This window comes from Streptococcus sp. CF8_Ac1-9 (assembly GCF_024295565.1).
Lineage (GTDB): Bacteria > Bacillota > Bacilli > Lactobacillales > Streptococcaceae > Streptococcus > Streptococcus parasanguinis_X.
The window spans coordinates 242,325-263,807 of the sequence record NZ_JANCOY010000002.1 but is presented as its reverse complement, the minus strand read 5'-3'; the positions used below and the strand labels follow the sequence as shown (position 1 = coordinate 263,807).

Genomic DNA, 21,483 nt, shown 5'->3' with positions numbered 1-21,483 from the left:
AGATTATCCTTGATCTGGACGATTTTTCTTCAAGCGGATAGCACCAAAAGTGAGAAGAAGAACCATCAAACCTACCATCCCTGTTTGTTCATTTTCTTGCCCTGTATTAGGAAGAGAAGGTGATGATTGACTTGAGACCTCTTTAGTCGATGGATCCATTTCTGATACTCTTTCACGATCTTTCTGGAACATTGGACGGATATCTGTCTGTTTCGCGACTATTGGATGCGTCTCGTTTCCATCTGGCCGTTTTCCTTTTTCACCTTCTTGCGTCGTCGTTGACGGTTGAGGAGATGGAATAGGAGAAGATGGGATAATTGGATCTTCTACCTGGTCATCTGAAACTTCGACAAAACTGGTCAAGTAACGATTGATACGCTCACCAACTGTATAGAAGAAGTCGTTTTCCACTGCACGATAACCTTTTGGTAGATCAATATGGATCTGATAGTCTCCATTCTCCAGGATCTTTTCAAAGGTCTTTGGTTCATAAAGAGTTTGTTCCAACTCCACTTTCTGACCGGTCTTTTTATCGATGGCAAAGACGCGGGTACCGTTTGGAAGTTCTTTATCAAAGACGAGATCAAAGCGATTTTTGTCAATATAGTGGTAGACAAATTTGACCACACCTTCTGGATGCTCTTTGCTCAATTCAACTGTTACCGTTGTTGGAGAAGCCCAAGAGTAATTTTGGTCTTGGCTGACAACTTTTACAGTATAGGTTCCAAATGGAAGAGTTGGTAATGGATCTTCATAATAGCTGTTAAATTCCTTGTCAATCCGATTTCCTTTGCTGTCAAACACTTGGTAACGCATCATTTCTGGATATTGATTGGTCGCCTCTCCCTTTTCATTGACAATTTGTACTTCTAAACGGCCGACCGTAGCTTCACTAGTTTCATGTGTTGGACTTGCTTCCTCTGTTCCGGCTTTTTCAGTCGTACTTTCTTCCGAGACAGCCTTTCCATCCAAAGTCAAGGTATTGGTATTATTGACCTGATCCCAAATATAGAAACGCACTGTTTGTAGATCGACTCCTTCAGGGATGAGATAGGTTCCATCTTCGTTTGGAGTGATTTCTACTTCCTGACCATCTTTTTGGTAGGAGAGGTATTTACCAGCTAGCCCACTACCCGTTTCAACAATCTCACCTGGCTTAAAGAGTCGGGTTGTTGGATCATACAGATCCTTGGTGTTAGCCAATTGTGGCACTTGCTTATCGACCTTGACCTTTAAGACAATCTCTTGAGGTTTGGCACCAGGTGTGCTTGGACGATAAGTGACTACATATTGATAGTCCCCATCTGGAACAAGCTGATTGTTATTGTCCTTGCCTGCCCACTGTGTCGCATAAAGAATCTTACTACGATCGTTGATCCGCCAGCCATAATCTGATTTTTTCTGGCTCTCATTGCCTTTTTCAAAAATTGGATGTTCTCTCTTGATGTCATTCGCACGATAAACTGTCAGGTGAATATTGTCCACATTTCTTAAGACCACTGCATTGAGTTTGACACTATCATAGGATCCATCATCATTTGGCGAGAATACGAGACTATTTCCATCGTAATGCCCATCTTTTTCTCCCAGGACAACCTGTACTTCTTTGCCCCCGCGCCAAATAGTGCTGACCAAGGCTGTAAAGTGATCTCCTGAGTCTTTTTCAGGGTGTTCCGCTTTTTCATTTGCGTAATAATAGAATGGTTTTTCATCCCCAGTGAAGGCATAGATAGGTTTTTCAATTCCTGGTAAATCTTGATAGTTCCCTTTAAAACCAATATATGGAAGACTCACTAACTCTTTCTTGGTTTTGGCATCTTTAAAGAAGACAAAACCTTCTAAAAAGTAACCGTTTTTCATTTGATTGGTGAGCTCACTTGTATAGTTACTAGTATTCACAGAAATCGGAACCGTCACACTTCCCATAGCTGGTACATGAATGGTTTTTTCACCTTCTTGATCCAGTAGTTGGCGCATCTTCAAGGTAATACGTCCATTTTCCACTTGATCCGTATTAACGACCGTATGGTAAGTAAATTCTTTTGCTTCTGAACTAAGATTATGCACAGTGACATCAAACGTGAAGGAATCCTTGACATTGCCAAGAGTCAGACTGCTATTTGTTCCTTTTCCACCTGTTACAAAGACATCGCCAAAGGCTGCAGCTGCAGCATCCATAAGACCAGATCCTTGTTGGCGGACAGAGGAGTAGCTCTTGCTTTCCTGATCAAAATGAGGCTTGGCTGTACTCATGACTAACTGGCGTAAAAGCGTATGAATTTGCTCTGGACTATAATTTGGGAATCGTTGTTCCAAAGCTTGCTTGATCAAGGCTGTCGCACCTGCCGCATGAGGTGTCGCCATACTCGTACCTGCATCCATATCATAGGAACCATCTGGAATCGCTGAATAAACCATTCCCCCAGGAAGGGTAACATCTGGCTTGAGTTTTCCTTCAGCAGAAAGCCCCCAACCAGTAAAGAAGAGCATCTTGTTTGCTTCACTATAGGGTACTTTCTTAACTTCTTGATGGAAGGTCAGCTTGTACTCTCCAGCATGAGAAGCTAGCTCTTTTCCGATAGAATGACCAAGTACACTGACAGGATAGAAGGATCCCCAATACCCCATGGAAAGATTTTGAAGAGTATCTCCTTGTTCCTCATTTTGATAAACTAGAACCCCTTTTGCTCCAGCTTGTCTGAGGGCATTGACCTTATCTTCATCTGTTACATCGCCACCACTTTCAACCAGGGCAATTTGGTCTTTTACAGCAGCATTTCGATAAGTGTCTTCTCCGCCTTTTGGTACTGAAACATATGTTTGAGGACCTTCTACTGGGAAGATCAACCGATAAACGGGTAAATCGACCAAGCCGTTTTGGAATTCTTTTTTATCCTTTAAAGCTGGGATTTCAAGGCGAATGGTCGTTTCGTGATTGATATTATTATTGAAGGCGCCAATGGCAAGAACCCCATCTTCAATGGAGGGTTCATCGATCGTTCCTGTATCTGGAGCATCTGCTTTTGGTTTGGCCTGCCAATAACCACTTACAGCATAGTTTCCTGCTGCGGCATTGATAACAACACCGGATTTACGAGCGAATTCAAAGGCTTGACGAGTTAAGGGATTAGTGTCTGCTTCAGACCCATTGACCCCACCAAAACTCATATTGATGGTATCTGCACCTAGTTTAACCGCATCCTCAACTGCTTTGGCTACGATAAATCCTTGTTCCGTCATTCCTTTCTTATCAGAGAAAACACGCATAAAGATAAGCTGAGCTTCGGGTGCGACGCCTTTTAAATATTCACCAGTTGGGACTGGTTTTGTCGCATTCCCCACAGCCGACCCTGCCACGTGGGTCCCATGTGAACGCGGATCATCTTCTCGAATCTCATCGTTCATATCAGAGTAATTGTAGGCATAGACCACCTTATCGTTGTACCATTTCCCATAAGTAATGCCTGCCTTTTTCATTGCCACTTCCATCTGCTCTTTATTCTGGTATTTGGCTTTGCTTTTATCGGTTAAACTAAAGAAATTATGGTGGACGTCAAGGCCTGTATCTAAAACGGCTACCACCCGACCTTGGCCCTTGATTCCTTTGTCCCAAAGGGGTTGCAGATTGATCAATTCATTCTCATCACTCACTTTTGTAGGAAGAAGGGTGTTCTGCTTATTTGAGCTAGGCTCTCCATCCGTTCTAGCCGTCAATGGGGTAATTTCCACCTTTTCAACACGTGCGAGTTGCCGAATCTTCAAAGCATCCTTGTACTTGGTTTCTAAAACGAATCCATTAAAAACCAAATCAAAATCTGCCAATTTTTTGTACTGAATTCCTTTTTCCTTCAATTCATTTAATACAGTTTCCTTGATTGGAGCATTATTCTGGATCTGCTCTGCAATACTTGGAGACGTTGCCGTCTCTTGCTTCTTCGTCTCCAAGCGTACCAAGGCCTGAACAGGGGCTTCATCTGCCACAGTTTCTGAAGTACTTTCTTTATTTTCTACTGGATTCGCTTCTGGAATAGATTGATCCTGCTGCTCTTTCTTTTCAACAGCTTCTTTTTCAGGTATAGGATCCGAGACCGGTTTTGTTGGAGTCTGTGAAGGGGCTATCTCAGGAGTTTTATCAGGTATAGGTTGCTCTTGTGAAGAAGTTTCAATACTGACTTTATCAGTTGGAAGAGCTGCAGCTGAGTCTTTGTCCTGACCAGCTGTCGGATTTACTGCCTGACTTTCTTCTTTTGCTACGATAGCAGGAGTATTCAGTTGCCCTTCCTGCTCCTCAGCCAAAACAGTCGCACCACAAAAAAGGCATCCGACAAGTACCGATACCAAACCGACTGCATATTTACGGAAAGAAAACCGTTGTTGCCTTTCACTTCTCATCTACATGACCTCCTATGTCATTATTATATTTGTAACCGGTTGCTTGTTTCCATTTTAGCTCTTCTCTCTATCAAAGTCAATAAATTATAGTAAAATTCCTAAGGTATAATAAATGATTGATTCTTCTGAAAATTCCACCCATAAATAAAAAAGGAGCTCCCCGTTGGGAGCTCCTGATTCTTTTTATCGAGAATTTTTTGACCCTTTTTGCTAGTCTCTTTTTCTCTTAACCTTCACGTTTTTTGCTGGCTACAAAGCCTGCTAAAGCTAATGAGGTCATACCAAAGAGGCTAAGGACTGTTGATGCCAATTCATCTTGACCTGTTTTTGGAAGACCAGTTGCTGGTGTAGCAGCTACTTCTGCTTGACCACCCGTATGATAAGTGACAGCGACTGGTTTGTTTGTTGCCACTTCTTTTGTTTCGCTTGCAGCTGGTTGAGCTGGAGTTACTGGGCCTTCAGGTTGTGGAGTTGGGGTAGTTGGGGTAGCAGGAGTTACTGGAGCTACAGGATGAACTGGATTTACAGGACTTACTGGATCAACTGGCGCTGGCTGTGGTTCCGGTTGTGGTTGAGGAGTTGGTTGTGGTTCTGGAGTAGGTGTTTCTTCTTCCACTTTTTCCACAAAGGTCTTGTTGCCCAAGATTGAAGCAGACAACTTTTTCCCTGCCTTATTCACATCTTCGATGTATTGGATAAAGACTTCAGTATCCGGATTAATCGCACCGATCAATTTTGTATCACGGAAGACTGAGAAGCCATCTCCGCCACCATACAAGAAGTCGTTGATAATCGCCTTGTAGGTCTTGTTGCGATCAATTTCAGTTCCGTCTGCCTTGTAAGCTTTCACGACCTTATATGGATTTTCTTCTGTTGCATCGGCTGGTTTCGTATAGGTGTACTTGATCCCTGCCATTTGCAAGAAGTAAAGCTCTTTCTCATCATATTGTTGGTCCAAAGCTTTATAAATTTGGTCTCCGGTAATTTCGACTACTTGAAGGATATTTCCAAATGGTTGCACTGCTTGAGCTGCACCCCAAGTGACTGTTCCGTCTGGTTTCACCACGAGGTCTGCACGAATTCCTCCATTATTGGTGAAGGCAAAGTCAACATCTGGATAACCTGATTTTTTGGCAATATCTAGTTGCGCTGCTGTGACCAAATCTCCAACAGCACTTTCTTTTTGCGCATTCAATTCACGGGTAATATTTTCAGCTTTTTCTGCTGTACCGATTTTTGCTTCTGTTACTTTTTTAACCGTCGCATTGGCATCATCGATGATCGCTTGAACCTTGGCATCTTTTGCTTTGCCTTTCGATGGATCTACCGCAATAATCTTAGCAGTTGGAGCTTTGACAAAGTCAGCTGTATCCGTATCTAGGACCCCACGGACATCCGAGTAAGCTTTCCCTTGAGACGTACCTTGAACAATCAAGGTATTTCCAACCATCCCGTTTGTATATTGGTGGTTATGACCTGCAAAGACGATATCCACTGAGTTTTCAGGATAGATTTGATTTAATTTTTTGATCATGTCTGCAGCAGGACCTTCTGCTACACCATTCTTACTAGTGGCAGCAACGTGAGCCAAGACAGCAATCGCATGAACCCCTTGGTCATTTAATTCACGCGCATATTTAGCAATCGATTCTGCTTCATCCAAAACCCGGTATTGTTCATGATTTTTACGCAAAACAAGATTTGGGAATTCTGTCGTAACAACCCCGATAAATCCGACCTTAACGGTCTTGTCATTGACTGGGATTTCTTTGATGGTATAAGGTTTCCAGTCAAATGGGATTTTGTTGGTATCCTTGTCGACCAAGTTGGCAATCACGACTTCTTGTTTAGAAGCTTCATGAGGATATTCATCGACGATCTTATTGAATTGACCAGGTGTTGGGGCTTCTCCCTTCATGATCCGGTTGAATTCACCAAGTCCTTCGTCAAACTCGTGATTTCCAAGGGTTCCGTATTCAAAGTTCATTTCATTGAAGACTTTTACAGTTGGTTCATCTTGAAGGAGGGCAGAGTTGGCTGGACTAGCGCCGACCATATCTCCCGCTTGCACACGGATGCTGGCATTAGGCGTTCCGGCATTCTCCGTTTCAAAGTCTTTTTGCGAATCGTTCAAATAGGTTGCCAAAAGTGGGGCTGTTCCTGCGTTTTTCACAGTTTCGCCTTCTAAACGAGCTGTCCCTGTTTGTTCCAAGGCACCGTGGAAGTCATTAACGCCCATGAACTGTACGGGCAATTCGTCTGCAAAAACGCTATTGATCGCAAAAACACTAAGACCCGCAGCGACCGCTAGGATACTGCTTTTCAAGATAATTTTTTTCTTCATAGAATACTCCATTTTCTAATGTAGAACACTTCTCCAAAAAGGAGAATGCAGAACAGTTGATTTGCTGCAATCAGCTCTTCCATTTTACTATTTTTTCGGTTTTACTTCAATATTTTCCTAGAAACTCTTACAATTTTATTAGAAAAACGCTTGATTTCCGAACATCTATTCTCATCCTCTTCCTTTTGTTACTTGCTGTTCCTCACGAAAGAGGCTGGGACAAAAGTCCTAGCCTCTCAATTATTTTTGGATTGTCGAGCAAGACGCAGTGGTTGAGTGGGCTCTACTACGCTGATTTCATCAGCTTTTACAGCCCTACTCAACTGTGCGGAGGTGGGACGACGAAATCGAATTCTAACGAATTACCGATTTCTGTCCCACTCTCTTTTCTTATTTATTCACGTTTTCCCATTTCCAGTTTTGAACTTCTGGAATGTCGTCTCCGTTTTCACGGATGTAGTCATGGTGGAAGGCGATTGTTTCATCCATTTGAGCTGCGAATTCAGCTGCTTCTGCTCCAAGAGCTGCATTAGCTGCATCTTGTGCCAAGTGGAAGCGATCCAACTCAGACATCACACGCATATCAAATGGTGTGGTGATATCCCCGTTTTCACGGTAACCATGCACGCGCAAGTTATGGTTGTGACGGTTGAAGAAGATATCACGGATCATGCCTTCGTAACCATGGAAGGCAAAGATGACTGGTTTATCAGTTGTGAAGACTTTGTCAAATTCTTCATCTGAAAGCCCACGCGCATCAACGGATGGGTGACGCAATTTCAAGATGTCGATAACGTTGACAAAGCGGATCTTCAATTCTGGGAAGGCTTTGTGCAAGATTGTGATGGCTGCAAGAGCTTCTAAGTTTGGCTCAGTACCTGCGGCTGCAATAACAAGATCTGGCTCTTCATCTGCTGAAACAGTTGATGCCCAATCGATCACCTTGTATCCTTCACGAACCAATTCTTCTGCTTCAGCTGCTGAGTAGAATTGAGGACGTGGGTGTTTAGAAGAAACGATCAAGTTGATCACATCTTCTCCCTTGAAGGCTTCATCCATTACCGCAAGCAAGCTATTGGTATCTGCTGGCAAGTACTCACGGATATATTCAGGAGTTTTCTCAGCCAAGTGAGTCAAGATACCTGGATCTTGGTGAGTGTAGCCATTGTGGTCTTGTTGGAAGACAGTTGAAGTTGCAATCAAGTTCAAGGCTGGGTAGTTTTTACGCCATGTTGTATGGGTCTTAGACTTACGCAACCATTTGAAGTGTTGAGTGATCATAGAATCTACAACACGAAGGAAGGATTCGTAAGAAGCGAAGAATCCATGACGACCTGTCAAGACATATCCCTCAAGCATACCTTCTGCTTGGTGCTCTGACAATTGAGAGTCAATGACACGTCCAGCTGGGCTCAAGGCTTCATCGTAGTCTGGTTTCATACGTCCTAACCATTGACGGCTTGTACGAGTGAAGACTTCTTGAAGACGGTTTGATTTGGTTTCGTCTGGACCAAAGATACGGAAGTTATCTGGGTTCGCATCTACCAAGTCTGCCGCATACTTACCAAATTCGATCATGTCTTGAGCCATGATTTCACCTGGTGTATTGAATTGAAGGGCATGTTTCTTCCAATCAGCTGTGTTCATTGGTTTGATCACACCAGCATTTGTGATTGGGTTCATAGCCATGCGACGGTCACCTTTTGGTGCAATTTCAGCAATTTCAGGAACTAGTTTTCCAGTTTCGTTGAACAATTCAGCTGGACGGTAAGATTCCAACCATGAAAGAAGAGCATCGACATGCTCCATGTGGTGAGCATCTACTGGGATTGGCACTTGGTGCGCACGGAATCCACCCTCGATAGGTGTTCCTTCCCATGCTTTTGGACCAGTCCAACCCTTAGGAATACGAGCAATCAAGACAGGATATACTGGTTGAGTTGCTTCTTCAGCAGAACCTTTACGAGCTTCTGCTTGGACTTTCTTGATTTCTTCAATTGCTTCGTCCAATTTTTCAGCGAACAAAGCGTGTGCAGCTTCGTGGTCGTCAGAAATAGCGGTTACGTCTGCAAAGATTGGTTTCCATCCAAGACCTTCAAAGAAGAGGGCCAATTCTTCGTCTGTTTTGCGTTCAAAGATCGTTGGGTTGTGGATCTTCCCTCCGTTGAGGTAGAAGATTGGAAGGATAGCCCCATCGTTGACTGGGTTCAAGAAGGTATTTGACAACCATCCTGCCATCAATGGACCTGTTTCACCTTCACCATCACCGATAACTGTGGCAGCAATCACATCTGGATTATCCAATACAGCACCTGCAGCGTGAGAAAGGGCATAACCAAGCTCTCCACCTTCGTGGATAGATCCTGGTGTTTCAGGCGCCGCGTGAGAAGCGATCCCTCCTGGGAATGAGAAGATCTTACACAAGTGTTTGAAACCTTCTTCATTTTGAGGGATATTTGGATTCAATTCAGTATAAGAACCATCTAAGTAAGAGTTCGATACCATTACCTGTCCACCGTGACCTGGTCCTTCAATGTAGAACATATCCAAGTCATATTTGTTGATGGTACGGTTCAAGTGAGCATAGATAAAGTTTTGCCCTGGTACAGTTCCCCAGTGTCCGATTGGGTGAGCCTTCAAGTCGTTTTCAACGACTTCGCGCTTCAACAACGGGTTATCTTTTAAGTACATTTGAGCAGCTGAAATGTAGTTGGCTGCACGCCACCAAGCGTCTACTTTATCCAAGTAAGCTTTGCTGTTATAATCGACAGTCATCTTGTCTCCTCACAATTTCTAGACAGGTCTGTTGAACAACCTGTTCGTTTGATCAATAGTTTAAACAATCTGTTTTCACGACAAACAGATGATATTGAAGAAAATATTCAATATTACTTCTATTCTATCAAGAATTTCCCTTTTTGTACATCAGAAAGTAAGAAAAATATTCTTTGAACGTCAAATTTTAATTTCCCACTAAAGTGGTTCCATTCCCTACAGGGATAGGTTTTAAAAAAAGACTTTGCTGATTTTTGCAAACCAGCAAAGTCCCAAATGAAATGGAGTAGGTTAAATGACTTTTTGACCTTTCTTGTAGACATCTGTCACTAGATTTGTCGCAAAGAAATAGAAGAGATAATCTAGATTTGGTGCATCAAAGATGGTAATGTCAGCCTGTTTGCCAACATCGAAAGAGCCGATTGTTTTAGCACGATCTACTGAATAGGCTGCATTGATGGTCACTGCATTGAGAATTTCTACTGGAGTTAGGCGCATCATGAAGCAACCCAGATGCATGGCAAACTGGAGATTGGCTGTTGGACAAGACCCTGGATTGCTGTCCGTTGTTAGGGTGATGGCCATCCCAGCGTCCAACATCTTACGAGCCGGTGCATAGGTATCTTCCATGAGGCTGAAGGTTGTAGCAGGCAAAAGATTTCCAATCACTTTTGCTGCAGCTAATTTTTGAATGCCTTCATCGGTAATCACCATCAAGTGTTCTGCACTAGTAGATTCCAATTCAGCCGCCACATCAACACCACCAATGGATTCGATTTCATCGGCATGGATCCGTAGCTTGAAGCCCATCTCCTTAGCCTTTGAAAGAAGATAGCGAGATTCATCTGCTGTAAAGACACCTTTTTCACAGAAGATATCACAGAACTCAGCTAGCTTTTCTTCCTTCACTTTGGGAAGCATTTGCTCCACAATGAGATCTAAATATTCTTGGGAACGGCCCTTGTACTCTGTGGGAATCGCATGGGCTGCCATAAAGGTTGATACCAGATCAATTTCATGATCCCGATCCAATGCAGCCACAACATCCAACTGGCGTTTTTCAGTTTCCCAATCCAAACCATAGCCACTCTTGGCTTCGACAGTAGTCACCCCATGACGCAACATGTAATCCAACAGTCGTTTGGACTTGTCATAGAGATTGTCAAAAGAAGCTTCCCGTGTCGCCCGAACCGTGCTCAGAATTCCACCGCCTTGGGCGAGGATGTCTAAGTAAGAAACACCCGCTAATTTTTTCGCAAATTCATGTTCACGACTACCTCCATAGACCAAGTGGGTATGGCAGTCAATCAGGCCAGGAGTCGCAACTTTTCCTTCACAGGATTTCACTTCCGTATGGTCATCAATCAGTTCTGGATCTGGTTGACCTGTCCCAACTGCAAGAATTTTTCCATCCTTAATAGCGATATAAGCATCGGAAAGGATTTGCGCTTCTGCCATCTCCTTGCCATAGAGAGGATGACCCAGATCATTCGGACAAAACAATTGGTTAAAGTGGGTTAATAGGATATCAGCAGACATATGAAACATTCCTTTCTATTTCCATTGTTATTCATTTTACAATTCTACAGGAAAAGCGTCAAAAAAAAGTCAAAAAGTTTTTCCCTCATTTTTTTTTGCTTTATTAAAAATTATATTTTTTTTTGACTCTTTATTGACGTTTCTTCGATACAATAAAGAAAATACAAATTCACAGTCCAACTATAAGGAGGGTTCTGCTATGTCATTTATAGACGAGAAAGAAATTGCAGCTGCTATGTCTGTCAAACTTGACTTTGATGTCCTACCTGAAAAGGCGACTTTTCAAGAAGGCATTCGTCGTGCACCGGATAGAGGCTTCCGCTTAACGCAGGCTCAGACCGAAATTGCCCTTAAAAATGCTTTGCGTTACATTCCTAAAAAATTCCACCAAGAGTTGATCCCAGAATTTCTGGAAGAACTGAGAACTCGCGGTCGGATCTATGGCTATCGCTTCCGTCCAAAAGATCGGATCTACGGAAAACCAATCGATGAGTACAAAGGAAAATGCACAGCTGCTAAGGCTATGCAGGTCATGATTGACAACAACTTGAGCTTTGAAATTGCTCTTTATCCATATGAATTGGTCACTTATGGGGAAACAGGATCTGTCTGTGCCAACTGGATGCAATACAACTTGATCAAGAAATACTTGGAAGTCATGACAGAAGACCAAACCTTGGTGGTTGAATCTGGTCACCCTCTTGGCCTCTTCAAATCGAAACCAGAAGCTCCTCGTGTCGTCATTACCAACGGTCTCTTGATCGGTGAGTATGACAACATGCGCGACTGGGAAATTGCTGAAGAGATGGGAGTGACCAACTACGGTCAGATGACGGCTGGTGGCTGGATGTACATCGGTCCACAAGGGATCGTTCACGGTACTTTCAACACCCTTCTCAATGCTGGTCGTCTCAAACTCGGTGTGCCTGATGATGGCGACTTGACCGGTAAACTCTTTATTTCATCTGGTCTCGGTGGAATGAGCGGAGCTCAAGGGAAAGCAGCTGAAATCGCAAAAGCGGTGGCCATCGTCGCTGAAGTGGACCGCTCTCGGATCGAAACTCGTCACTCTCAAGGCTGGATTAGCCAAGTGACAGACAGTGCCGAAGAAGCTGTGAAATTAGCTCAAGCAGCACTGGAAGCTGGTGAATCCACTTCGATTGCCTACCATGGTAATATCGTAGACTTGCTCGAATATGTCAACGAACACCAAGTCCATGTTCATCTCTTGTCTGACCAAACCTCTTGCCACAACGTTTATGATGGTGGCTATTGCCCAGTTGGCATTAGTTTTGAAGAACGGACACGTTTGCTGGCAGAAGACAAAGAAACCTTCCGCCGTTTGGTTGATGAAACCTTGGCTCGTCACTTTGCAGTGATCAAAGCCTTGACAGCTAAAGGTACTTACTTCTTCGACTACGGTAATGCCTTCATGAAATCCGTGTACGACTCAGGCATCAAGGAAATTTCTAAGAATGGCTTGGATGACAAAGACGGCTTCATTTGGCCATCTTACGTAGAAGATATCATGGGACCTATGCTCTTTGACTATGGTTATGGTCCATTCCGTTGGGTCTGCCTCAGCGGTAAACACGAAGACTTGATTGCAACTGACCATGCAGCCATGGAAGCGATCGATCCAACTCGTCGCTACCAAGACCGCGACAACTACAACTGGATTCGCGATGCGGAAAAGAACCAACTGGTGGTTGGTACACAAGCACGTATCCTCTATCAAGATTGCATGGGCCGTGTCAACATTGCTTTGAAATTCAATGAACTCATTCGCCAAGGCAAGATCGGACCGGTCATGATCGGACGTGACCACCACGACGTATCTGGTACAGATGCTCCATTCCGTGAAACATCAAACATCAAAGATGGTTCGAACGTCACTTGTGACATGGCGGTTCAATGTTACGCTGGTAACGCTGCTCGAGGTATGAGTCTCGTCGCTCTCCACAACGGTGGTGGTACTGGTATCGGTAAAGCTATCAACGGTGGATTTGGTCTCGTCCTAGACGGTAGCCACCGGATCGATGAAATCATCAAGTCTGCCATTGCCTGGGACACTATGGGTGGGGTTGCTCGTCGGAACTGGGCACGGAATAACCATGCCATTGAAACAGCGATCGAGTACAACCGTCTCCATGCAGGAACAGACCACATCACCATTCCGTATCTGGCAGATGAAGATTTGGTCAAAGAAGCCGTTCAAAAATTGTTTTAACATCAAAAAATAAAAACTGAGAAAGGGGAGGAAAATGCAAAGACTCCTCCTCCCCAACTTCTCCTATAAAAAGAGGTAATCATATGGCAAAAATTGTTGAGTGTATTCCAAACTTCTCTGAAGGACGCAATCAAGCTGTGATCGACGGATTAGCAGCAACAGCAAAAAGTATTCCAGGTGTCACTTTACTAGACTACTCGTCTGACACCAGTCACAACCGCAGCGTCTTTACACTCGTTGGGGATGAAGAAAGCATTCAAGAAGTGGCTTTCCAATTGGTGAAATACGCTTCTGAAAACATTGATATGACCAAGCACGAAGGCGAACACCCTCGTATGGGGGCAACAGACGTTTGTCCATTCGTTCCCGTTAAAGATATCACTACAGCTGAATGCGTTGAGATTGCTAATAAAGTGGCCGAACGCATCAATCGTGAATTAGGTATTCCAATCTTCCTTTACGAAGATGCTGCAACTCGCCCAGAACGGAAGAACTTGGCTAAAGTGCGTAAAGGACAATTTGAAGGAATGCCAGAAAAATTGTTGGAAGAAGACTGGAAGCCAGACTACGGTGAACGCAAGATTCACCCAACTGCAGGGGTTACAGCTGTCGGTGTCCGGATGCCACTCGTTGCTTTCAATATCAACCTTGATACAGACGACCTAGAGATTGCCAATAAGATTTCTAAAATCATTCGTGGATCAAGCGGTGGATACAAATACTGTAAAGCGATCGGTGTCATGCTAGAAGATCGCAACATCGCCCAAGTCTCCATCAACATGGTCAACTTGGAACAATTCCCATTGTATCGTGTTGTGGAAACCGTTCGTTTCGAAGCACAACGTTACGGTGTTCACATCATCGGAACAGAACTTATCGGACTCGCTCCTGCTAAGGCTTTGATCGACTCTGCTGAATACTACTTACAATTAGAAGACTTTGACTACAGCAAACAAGTCTTGGAAAATCACTTGTTGGGTTAGAAAGGGAGTTCTATGAAACTAGTTGACTTAAGTATTACGGAGTTTGCCAAGGTCCTTGGTTCGGATGCTCCAGCTCCAGGTGGTGGTTCTGCTGCTGCCCTATCCGCTGCAAATGGGATTTCCCTTACAAAAATGGTCTGTGAACTGACTATTGGTAAGAAAAAATACGCTGAATTTGAAGACCACATCAAAGGGGTTCACGAAAAAAGTGCCCAACTCCAAGACCAATTACTAGAAGCCATCGACAAAGATACAGAAGCTTTCAACGTTGTATCAGCAGTCTTTGATCTTCCAAAGGAAACGGAAGAAGAGAAAGCCGCTCGTCGTGAAGCCATGCAAAAAGCTTTGAAACATGCGACAGTATCTCCTTTCTCTATGATGGAGCTCATCGTTGAAGCGCTTGAAACAACAAAAGAAGCTGTTGGTAAGTCCAATACCAATGCGGCGAGTGACTTAGGAGTGGCTGCTCTCAATCTCAAGGCTGGACTTCAGGGGGCTTGGCTCAATGTCCTGATCAACATTTCAGGAATCAAGGACCAAGACTTCGTCCAAGAATACCACGGCAAGGGACTCAAACTCCTCCAAACCGGTTCTGATCTTGCAGATAATATTTACCAAACCATTTTAGAAAGTCTATCTTAAACCTAGCAAATAAAAATAAAGAAAGAAGGGATTCTATGGTTTTATCGGATATTGAAATTGCCAATTCTGTCCAAATGAAGCCCATCACCGATATCGCTGCTGAACTTGGATTGACCGAAGACGATATTTCGCTCTACGGAAAATACAAGGCAAAAATTGATAGCAACCAACTGGAACAACTCAAGGATAAGGAAGATGGAAAGCTGATCCTCGTGACAGCCATCTCTCCGACACCTGCTGGAGAAGGAAAGACAACCACCTCTGTTGGATTAGTCGATGCTCTCTCAGCTATTGGTGAAAAAGCCGTCATTGCTCTCCGCGAACCGTCTCTTGGCCCTGTCTTTGGGATCAAGGGTGGAGCTGCCGGTGGCGGGTACGCCCAAGTGGTTCCAATGGAAGATATCAACCTTCACTTTACCGGAGACTTCCATGCCATTGGGATTGCCAACAACCTCCTTGCAGCCTTGATTGACAACCATATCCATCACGGCAATGAGTTGGGTATCGATTCTCGTCGCATCACCTGGAAACGGGTGGTCGATATGAACGACCGTCAACTCCGTCATATTGTCGATGGCCTTCAAGGAAAAACAAACGGGGTTCCTCGTGAAGATGGCTTTGACATCACCGTGGCTTCTGAAATCATGGCCATTCTCTGTCTCTCAGAAAATATCCTTGATCTCAAAGAACGCCTTGATCGCATCATTATCGGGTACAACTACCAAGGACAACCGGTCACAGCCAAAGACCTCAAGGCTGGAGGGGCCATGGCAGCTGTCCTCAAAGATGCCATCCATCCAAATTTGGTGCAAACCTTGGAGCATACTCCTGCCATCATCCACGGCGGACCATTTGCCAATATCGCCCACGGCTGTAACAGTGTGCTGGCTACTAAACTAGCCCTCAAATATGCAGATTATGTCGTGACAGAAGCTGGCTTCGGAGCAGACCTCGGTGCTGAAAAATTCATCGATATCAAGTGCCGCATGGCCGGGCTCAAACCTGCTGCCGTTGTCCTCGTCGCAACCATCCGTGCCCTCAAAATGCATGGTGGAGTTGCCAAAGCGGACTTGGCTACAGAAAATGTCCAAGCCGTTATCGATGGTCTACCAAACCTCGACAAACACTTGGCCAACATCCAAGAAATCTATGGCCTACCTGTAGTCGTTGCCATTAACAAATTCCCACTGGATACAGAAGCGGAACTTGAAGCTGTCTATGAATCTTGTAAGAAACGTAATGTAGATGTTGTCATTTCGGATGTCTGGGCGAATGGTGGAGCTGGTGGCCGTGACTTGGCTGAAAAAGTCATTCAACTGGCTCAAGAAGAAAACCACTTCTCTTATGTCTATGATGAAGAAGACAGCATTGAAACAAAATTGACCAAGATTGTCACAAAAGTTTATGGTGGTAAAGGCATCAGCTTAACACCAGCAGCCAAACGCGAACTGAAAGAATTGGAAGCTCTGGGCTTCTCAAACTACCCAATCTGTATGGCCAAAACCCAATATTCCTTCTCAGACGATGCGAAGAAAATGGGAGCACCAAAAGATTTCACAGTTAAAATCAGTAACCTTAAGGTGGCTGCCGGAGCTGGCTTCATCGTAGCTCTCACTGGTACCATTATGACCATGCCTGGCCTACCTAAAGTTCCTGCCAGTGAAAAGATTGATATCGATGCCCACGGCAATATCACTGGTCTCTTTTAAGAAAGAAGGCGTCCTATGGTGACTCTCCTTCATCTTACCCCCGCAGATTATCAAATTTCTACCTGGTCCGGTGGCCAAACCACCCAACTCTTTCTCTCCCCAGAGGGAGGAAGCTATCCAGATCGGACCTTTGACTTCCGCCTCTCTACTGCAACGGTAGAGGTTGAAAAAAGTACCTTTACCGATCTCACGGGCTACCACCGAATCTTGATGCCCTTGAATGCCTCCATTAGGCTCACCCATCACCATAAAGAAGTGGTTTTGAACCCCTTTCAAAGCTACTTCTTTGATGGGGGAGATCCTGTATCTAGCCAAGGGACTTGTCAAGACTTTAATTTGATTTACAAACCTTCTTATCAGGGGCATATGAGTGCTATATCCCCAAAAGAGAGTGTCAAAAGTCAGAGTCGCTATCAATTGATCTACGCTCTCTGTCCACTAACACTCGAATGGGGAAACAATCATTCTCAAACTCTCCAAACTCACGAGCTCCTGGTGATCGAACAAGCATCTCCTCTTCAAGAGATGACAATCACGTTTTTACCCCATCAGTCTGGGGAGCAACCGATTGCTATCTGGACTGAACTACAATAATGTTCACAAAGGAGAAACATTATGAACGGAGCACATAAACAGTCGATTGAGGAACAAGAAAAAGCGAAATTCAGCTTTAGTGGTGCCACTCTATACGGTATCAACGCCGTAATCGGATCTGGTATCTTCCTCCTCCCTCAAAAAATATATTCTGGCCTTGGACCAGCTTCTCTAGCTGTCATGTTCGGAGTAGCCATTCTCGTCATGCTACTATCAGCCTGTCTGGCTGAAACGGCTGGCTACTTCGATAAAAACGGTGGAGCTATGCAATACTCAAAAGCCGCTTTTGGAGATTTCGTTGGCTTTAACGTTGGGATTCTCGGTTGGGCCGTTACTGTTATCGCCTGGGCTGCCATGTTAGCCGGCTTTGCTAAGATCTTCATCATTACCTTCCCAGCATTTGAAGGCTACAACCTTCCGATCAGTGTCGGTATGCTGATTCTCTTGAGTCTGATGAACATCGCCGGTCTGAAAACCTCTAAGATGTTCACTCTGACAGCTACTGTTGCAAAATTAATTCCAATTGTCCTCTTCTCACTCTTTGCCATCTTCTTCATTCCCGGTGGCGTGAGCAAGGGCAACTTCACACCTTTCCTTCAATTGGAAAGTGGAACAAACCTCTTCAGTTCTATTTCTAGTACAGCCGTCTACATCTTCTACGGTTTCATCGGATTTGAAACCATGTCTATCGTTGCAGGGGAAATGCGCAACCCTGAAAAGAACGTTCCCCGCGCTATTCTAGGTTCTATCAGTATTGTATCTGTTCTCTACATGTTGATCATCGCTGGAACAATCGCCATGCTTGGTGGTCGCATTATGCAAACTGGTGCACCAGTACAAGACGCATTTGTCGAAATGATTGGCCCTATCGGAGCTCCACTCGTTTCTTACGGAGCCCTCATTTCAATCGCCGGTCTAAACATCGGTGAATCCATCATGGTCCCTCGTTTTGGTGCTGCCCTAGCAGATGAAAAACTCTTGCCAGCAGATCTTGGAAAAACAAACTCTAAGAATGCTCCAGTCATTGCCATTATCATTTCCGGTGCCTTTGCGTTCTTACTCTTGTTATCTGGATCTTTCGAATCATTAGCAACTTTCAGTGTTGTCTTCCGTTTCTTCCAATACATTCCAACAGCTTTGGCAGCCATCAAACTCAGAAAAATGTACCCAGACAAAAAGGTTACCTTCCGAGTACCATTTGGTCCCGTTATCCCAGTTCTAGCCGTTGTGATCAGTATCTTGATGATTGCAGGGGACAACCTAATGAACTTTGTTTGGGGGGCCATCGGTCTCGTGATTGCAAGTGGACTTTACTTTGTTTTCCACGGCGATAAACTACATAAATCGAAAACCCTTCCTCACTAATTTTCTTTACACAGTAGATGGGAACAGAGACGGGAGCGAAGCTCGGTTTTGCTCCCTAACCCATCTAGGACTCCACGAATGTCAAACCTGAGCCCTTTTCTCTAAGACTCTTCTCAAATTTCTTAAGATCAATAGACAATGGGCTCATGTTTGGTATTCAAACTGAAGTAAACACATCTACTTCCCCAGAACAACTATTCATAATCGGAGGTTTTATATGACTCAATTGATTCATTTAGATGGCAATAGCTTAACACTCGAAGAAGTCATCGCTGTAGCTCGGCACGGTGCCCAATGTGAGCTTGATGAACAAGCCAAAGAAGCCGTTATCGCATCCCGTAAAATCGTTGATGACATTGTCCGCGAAAAACGAGTCGTCTACGGTGTGACCACTGGTTTTGGTTCCCTCTGTAATGTCAGCATCTCTCCAGAAGATACTGTTCAGCTGCAAGAAAACCTGATCCGGACTCACTCATCTGGCTTCGGTGATCCACTTCCTGAAGATGCCGTTCGTGCTATCATGCTGATCCGTATCAACTCGCTCTTGAAAGGCTATTCTGGCATTCGTCTGTCAACCGTTGAAAAACTGTTAGAATTGCTCAACAAAGGAGTCACTCCTTATATTCCTGAAAAAGGATCACTCGGAGCTTCTGGAGACTTAGCACCACTTGCTCATATGGTTTTACCAATGTTGGGTCTTGGACGCGCCTACTACAAAGGAGAACTTCTCAGTGGTCAAGAAGCCCTAGATCGTGCTGGAATTGAAAAGATCCAATTGGCTGCCAAAGAAGGGCTTGCCTTGATCAACGGTACAACCGTCCTAACGGGTATCGGTGCTCTTGCGACTTATGATGGTATCCAATTGCTCAAACTCTCTGATATCGCTGGTGCTCTCTCAATGGAAGTTCACAATGGAATTACCAGTCCATTCGAAGAAGACCTTCATACCATCCGCCCACAAAGTGGACAATTGGCAACTGCTCGCAACATCCGTAACCTTCTTGAAGGAAGCAAGAATACCACTGTTGCGACTCAACAACGGGTACAAGATCCTTATACACTTCGCTGTATCCCTCAAATACATGGAGCCAGCAAGGATTCTATTGCTTACGTAAAAGAAAAAGTTGAAATCGAAATCAACTCTGTCACAGATAACCCAATCATTACCAAAGAAGGACACGTCATCTCAGGAGGTAACTTCCACGGTGAACCAATGGCGCAACCATTTGACTTCTTAGGCATTGCCCTTTCTGAAATTGGGAACGTATCTGAACGTCGGGTGGAACGCTTGGTCAACAGCCAACTCAGTAAATTACCATCCTTCTTGGTCAAACACCCTGGACTCAACTCAGGCTTCATGATTACCCAGTATGCTTGTGCATCCCTTGCATCGGAAAATAAAATTTTGGCTCACCCTGCTAGTGTCGATTCTATTCCATCTTGTGAAAACCAAGAAGATTTCGTCAGCATGGGAACGACTGCCGCTCGTAAAGCAGCAGAAATCCTTAAGAATTCACGCCGCATCGTTGCTACTGAAATTATGGCAGCCTGCCAAGCCTTGGATCTCAAACCAGAAAATCATGAACTTGGTAAAGGTACAAAACCAGCCTATGACATGATTCGCAGCAAGGTGGCCTTCATTGAATTTGACAAGGACATCGAAATCTTCGAAGAACTCAATAAAGCATCTGCTGTTGTCGAAAGTGAAGAATTCTTAGCAACCATCGAAAAAGCAGTTGACTTAAGCATTCAATACTGATACAGTAAGAATAAAGCAAAACAGAGGCTGGCGATCTTCTCAGCCTCTGCCTGCTTTCAGAAAAATAAGGGAGGCGACAAGCTTGCTCACAAACTACTATCCAATGACCTACAGCTACTACCAAGGTAGCATCGAGGACAATCCCTACACGGCCAAATGGGGAATGGTCACCAAATTTTTAGACCTAAACGACGGGACCCTCACTCCATTTGAGGGGATGACCTTTGGGATCATCGGCTTTAAGAGCGACAAAGGAGTCTATATCAATAATGGGCGTGTAGGAGCAGTCGAGGGCCCTACAGCCATCCGTTCTCAAATCGCTAAACTTCCATGGCACTGGGGAACCAATGTGACAGTGTATGATGTGGGAAATATTGACGGGCCTAACCATTCACTAGAAGAACTCCAAGAAAGTCTCTCACAAGCGATCCAGCGCATGTACCAATTAGGGATCCAACCCATTGTCCTAGGAGGCGGTCACGGAACTGCTTACGGCCACTATCTAGGGATTCAATCCAGTTTAGAAAAAGATGAACAACTGGCTGTGATCAATCTGGATGCCCACTTTGATTTGCGACCTTACGACCAAACCGGTCCCAATTCTGGAACAGGTTTTCGTCAAATGGCTGATCATGCGAAAGAAAAAGGTCAGGACTTCCCTTACCTCATCCTGGGGATCCAAGAGCACAATAATAACCTCTTCCTCTTTAATTACGTTGCTAAAACACCAAGCATTGATTTTTTAACTGGCCAAGATCTCTTCCAGATGAGCCACCAAGCCATTCTGGATCGAATCGATCAATTTTTAGAAAACCAAACCGCGATCTATCTGTCTATTGATATGGATTGCTTTGCGGTCGGCTCTGCTCCCGGTGTTAGCGCCATCCAATCACTTGGTGTCGATCCTAAACTAGCCCTCCTGCTTCTCCAACACATTGCTGCTAGTGGTAAGCTAATCGGATTTGATGTCGTGGAAGTTTCTCCTCCTCATGACATTGACAATCATACTTCAAATCTTGCTGCGACCTTTATCTTTTACTTGACCCAAATATTGGCGCAACAAAAACTGAACTAAGAAGATTTCTACACACATAAAAAGCATAGAAACACCCATTACTAGGGTATTTCTATGCTTTTTCTTCATTTTCAGA

General features: G+C 44.3%; 12 protein-coding genes. 8 read left to right on the top strand and 4 right to left on the bottom strand.

Translation table 11 applies throughout. The features are described 5' to 3' along the window. Positions 1 to 3: 3 nt before the first annotated feature. The 4 genes from NML76_RS04680 to hutI all read right to left on the bottom strand — a co-directional run bounded on the left by NML76_RS04680 (position 4) and on the right by hutI (position 11,050). The gene (locus NML76_RS04680; protein WP_129823951.1) at positions 4 to 4,392 is read right to left on the bottom strand and encodes an SGO_0316/SGO_0317 family LPXTG-anchored serine peptidase; all 4,389 of its coding nucleotides are present in this window, start codon (positions 4,390 to 4,392) and stop codon (positions 4 to 6) included. A gap of 226 nt (positions 4,393 to 4,618) precedes the next feature. Next, positions 4,619 to 6,736, bottom strand: a complete 2,118-nt coding sequence (locus tag NML76_RS04675; protein WP_195189377.1) for a bifunctional metallophosphatase/5'-nucleotidase — start codon at positions 6,734 to 6,736, stop codon at positions 4,619 to 4,621. Between the two features lie 390 nt (positions 6,737 to 7,126). Beyond that, positions 7,127 to 9,511, bottom strand: a complete 2,385-nt coding sequence (locus NML76_RS04670; protein WP_195189376.1) for a phosphoketolase — start codon at positions 9,509 to 9,511, stop codon at positions 7,127 to 7,129. 291 nt (positions 9,512 to 9,802) lie between these two features. Then, the gene (hutI, locus tag NML76_RS04665) at positions 9,803 to 11,050 is read right to left on the bottom strand and encodes an imidazolonepropionase (protein ID WP_037608072.1); all 1,248 of its coding nucleotides are present in this window, start codon (positions 11,048 to 11,050) and stop codon (positions 9,803 to 9,805) included. A 199-nt stretch (positions 11,051 to 11,249) separates the two neighbouring features. Between hutI and NML76_RS04660 the strand changes: the two genes are divergently transcribed. The 8 genes from NML76_RS04660 to hutG all read left to right on the top strand — a co-directional run bounded on the left by NML76_RS04660 (position 11,250) and on the right by hutG (position 21,407). After that, positions 11,250 to 13,280, top strand: coding sequence for a urocanate hydratase (locus tag NML76_RS04660; protein ID WP_049490357.1), 2,031 nt, complete (start codon positions 11,250 to 11,252; stop codon positions 13,278 to 13,280). A gap of 83 nt (positions 13,281 to 13,363) precedes the next feature. Then, positions 13,364 to 14,263, top strand: a complete 900-nt coding sequence (gene ftcD / locus NML76_RS04655; RefSeq protein ID WP_254732837.1) for a glutamate formimidoyltransferase — start codon at positions 13,364 to 13,366, stop codon at positions 14,261 to 14,263. Between the two features lie 12 nt (positions 14,264 to 14,275). Next, on the top strand, positions 14,276 to 14,905 hold the full coding sequence (locus tag NML76_RS04650; protein WP_024054843.1) for a cyclodeaminase/cyclohydrolase family protein: 630 nt from the start codon (positions 14,276 to 14,278) through the stop codon (positions 14,903 to 14,905). Between the two features lie 35 nt (positions 14,906 to 14,940). Next, positions 14,941 to 16,614 carry a formate--tetrahydrofolate ligase gene (locus NML76_RS04645; RefSeq protein ID WP_155172492.1) on the top strand — a complete coding sequence of 558 codons (1,674 nt, stop codon included), beginning with the start codon at positions 14,941 to 14,943 and terminating at the stop codon, positions 16,612 to 16,614. Between the two features lie 15 nt (positions 16,615 to 16,629). Continuing rightward, complete coding sequence (locus NML76_RS04640; RefSeq protein ID WP_155172494.1) at positions 16,630 to 17,208, top strand: HutD family protein; 579 nt, start codon at positions 16,630 to 16,632, stop codon at positions 17,206 to 17,208. Between the two features lie 21 nt (positions 17,209 to 17,229). Next, complete coding sequence (locus NML76_RS04635; protein WP_155172496.1) at positions 17,230 to 18,573, top strand: APC family permease; 1,344 nt, start codon at positions 17,230 to 17,232, stop codon at positions 18,571 to 18,573. Between the two features lie 217 nt (positions 18,574 to 18,790). After that, positions 18,791 to 20,332, top strand: coding sequence for a histidine ammonia-lyase (gene hutH, locus NML76_RS04630; protein ID WP_155172498.1), 1,542 nt, complete (start codon positions 18,791 to 18,793; stop codon positions 20,330 to 20,332). 82 nt (positions 20,333 to 20,414) lie between these two features. Next, the gene (hutG, locus tag NML76_RS04625) at positions 20,415 to 21,407 is read left to right on the top strand and encodes a formimidoylglutamase (protein WP_155172500.1); all 993 of its coding nucleotides are present in this window, start codon (positions 20,415 to 20,417) and stop codon (positions 21,405 to 21,407) included. Positions 21,408 to 21,483 lie beyond the last annotated feature (76 nt).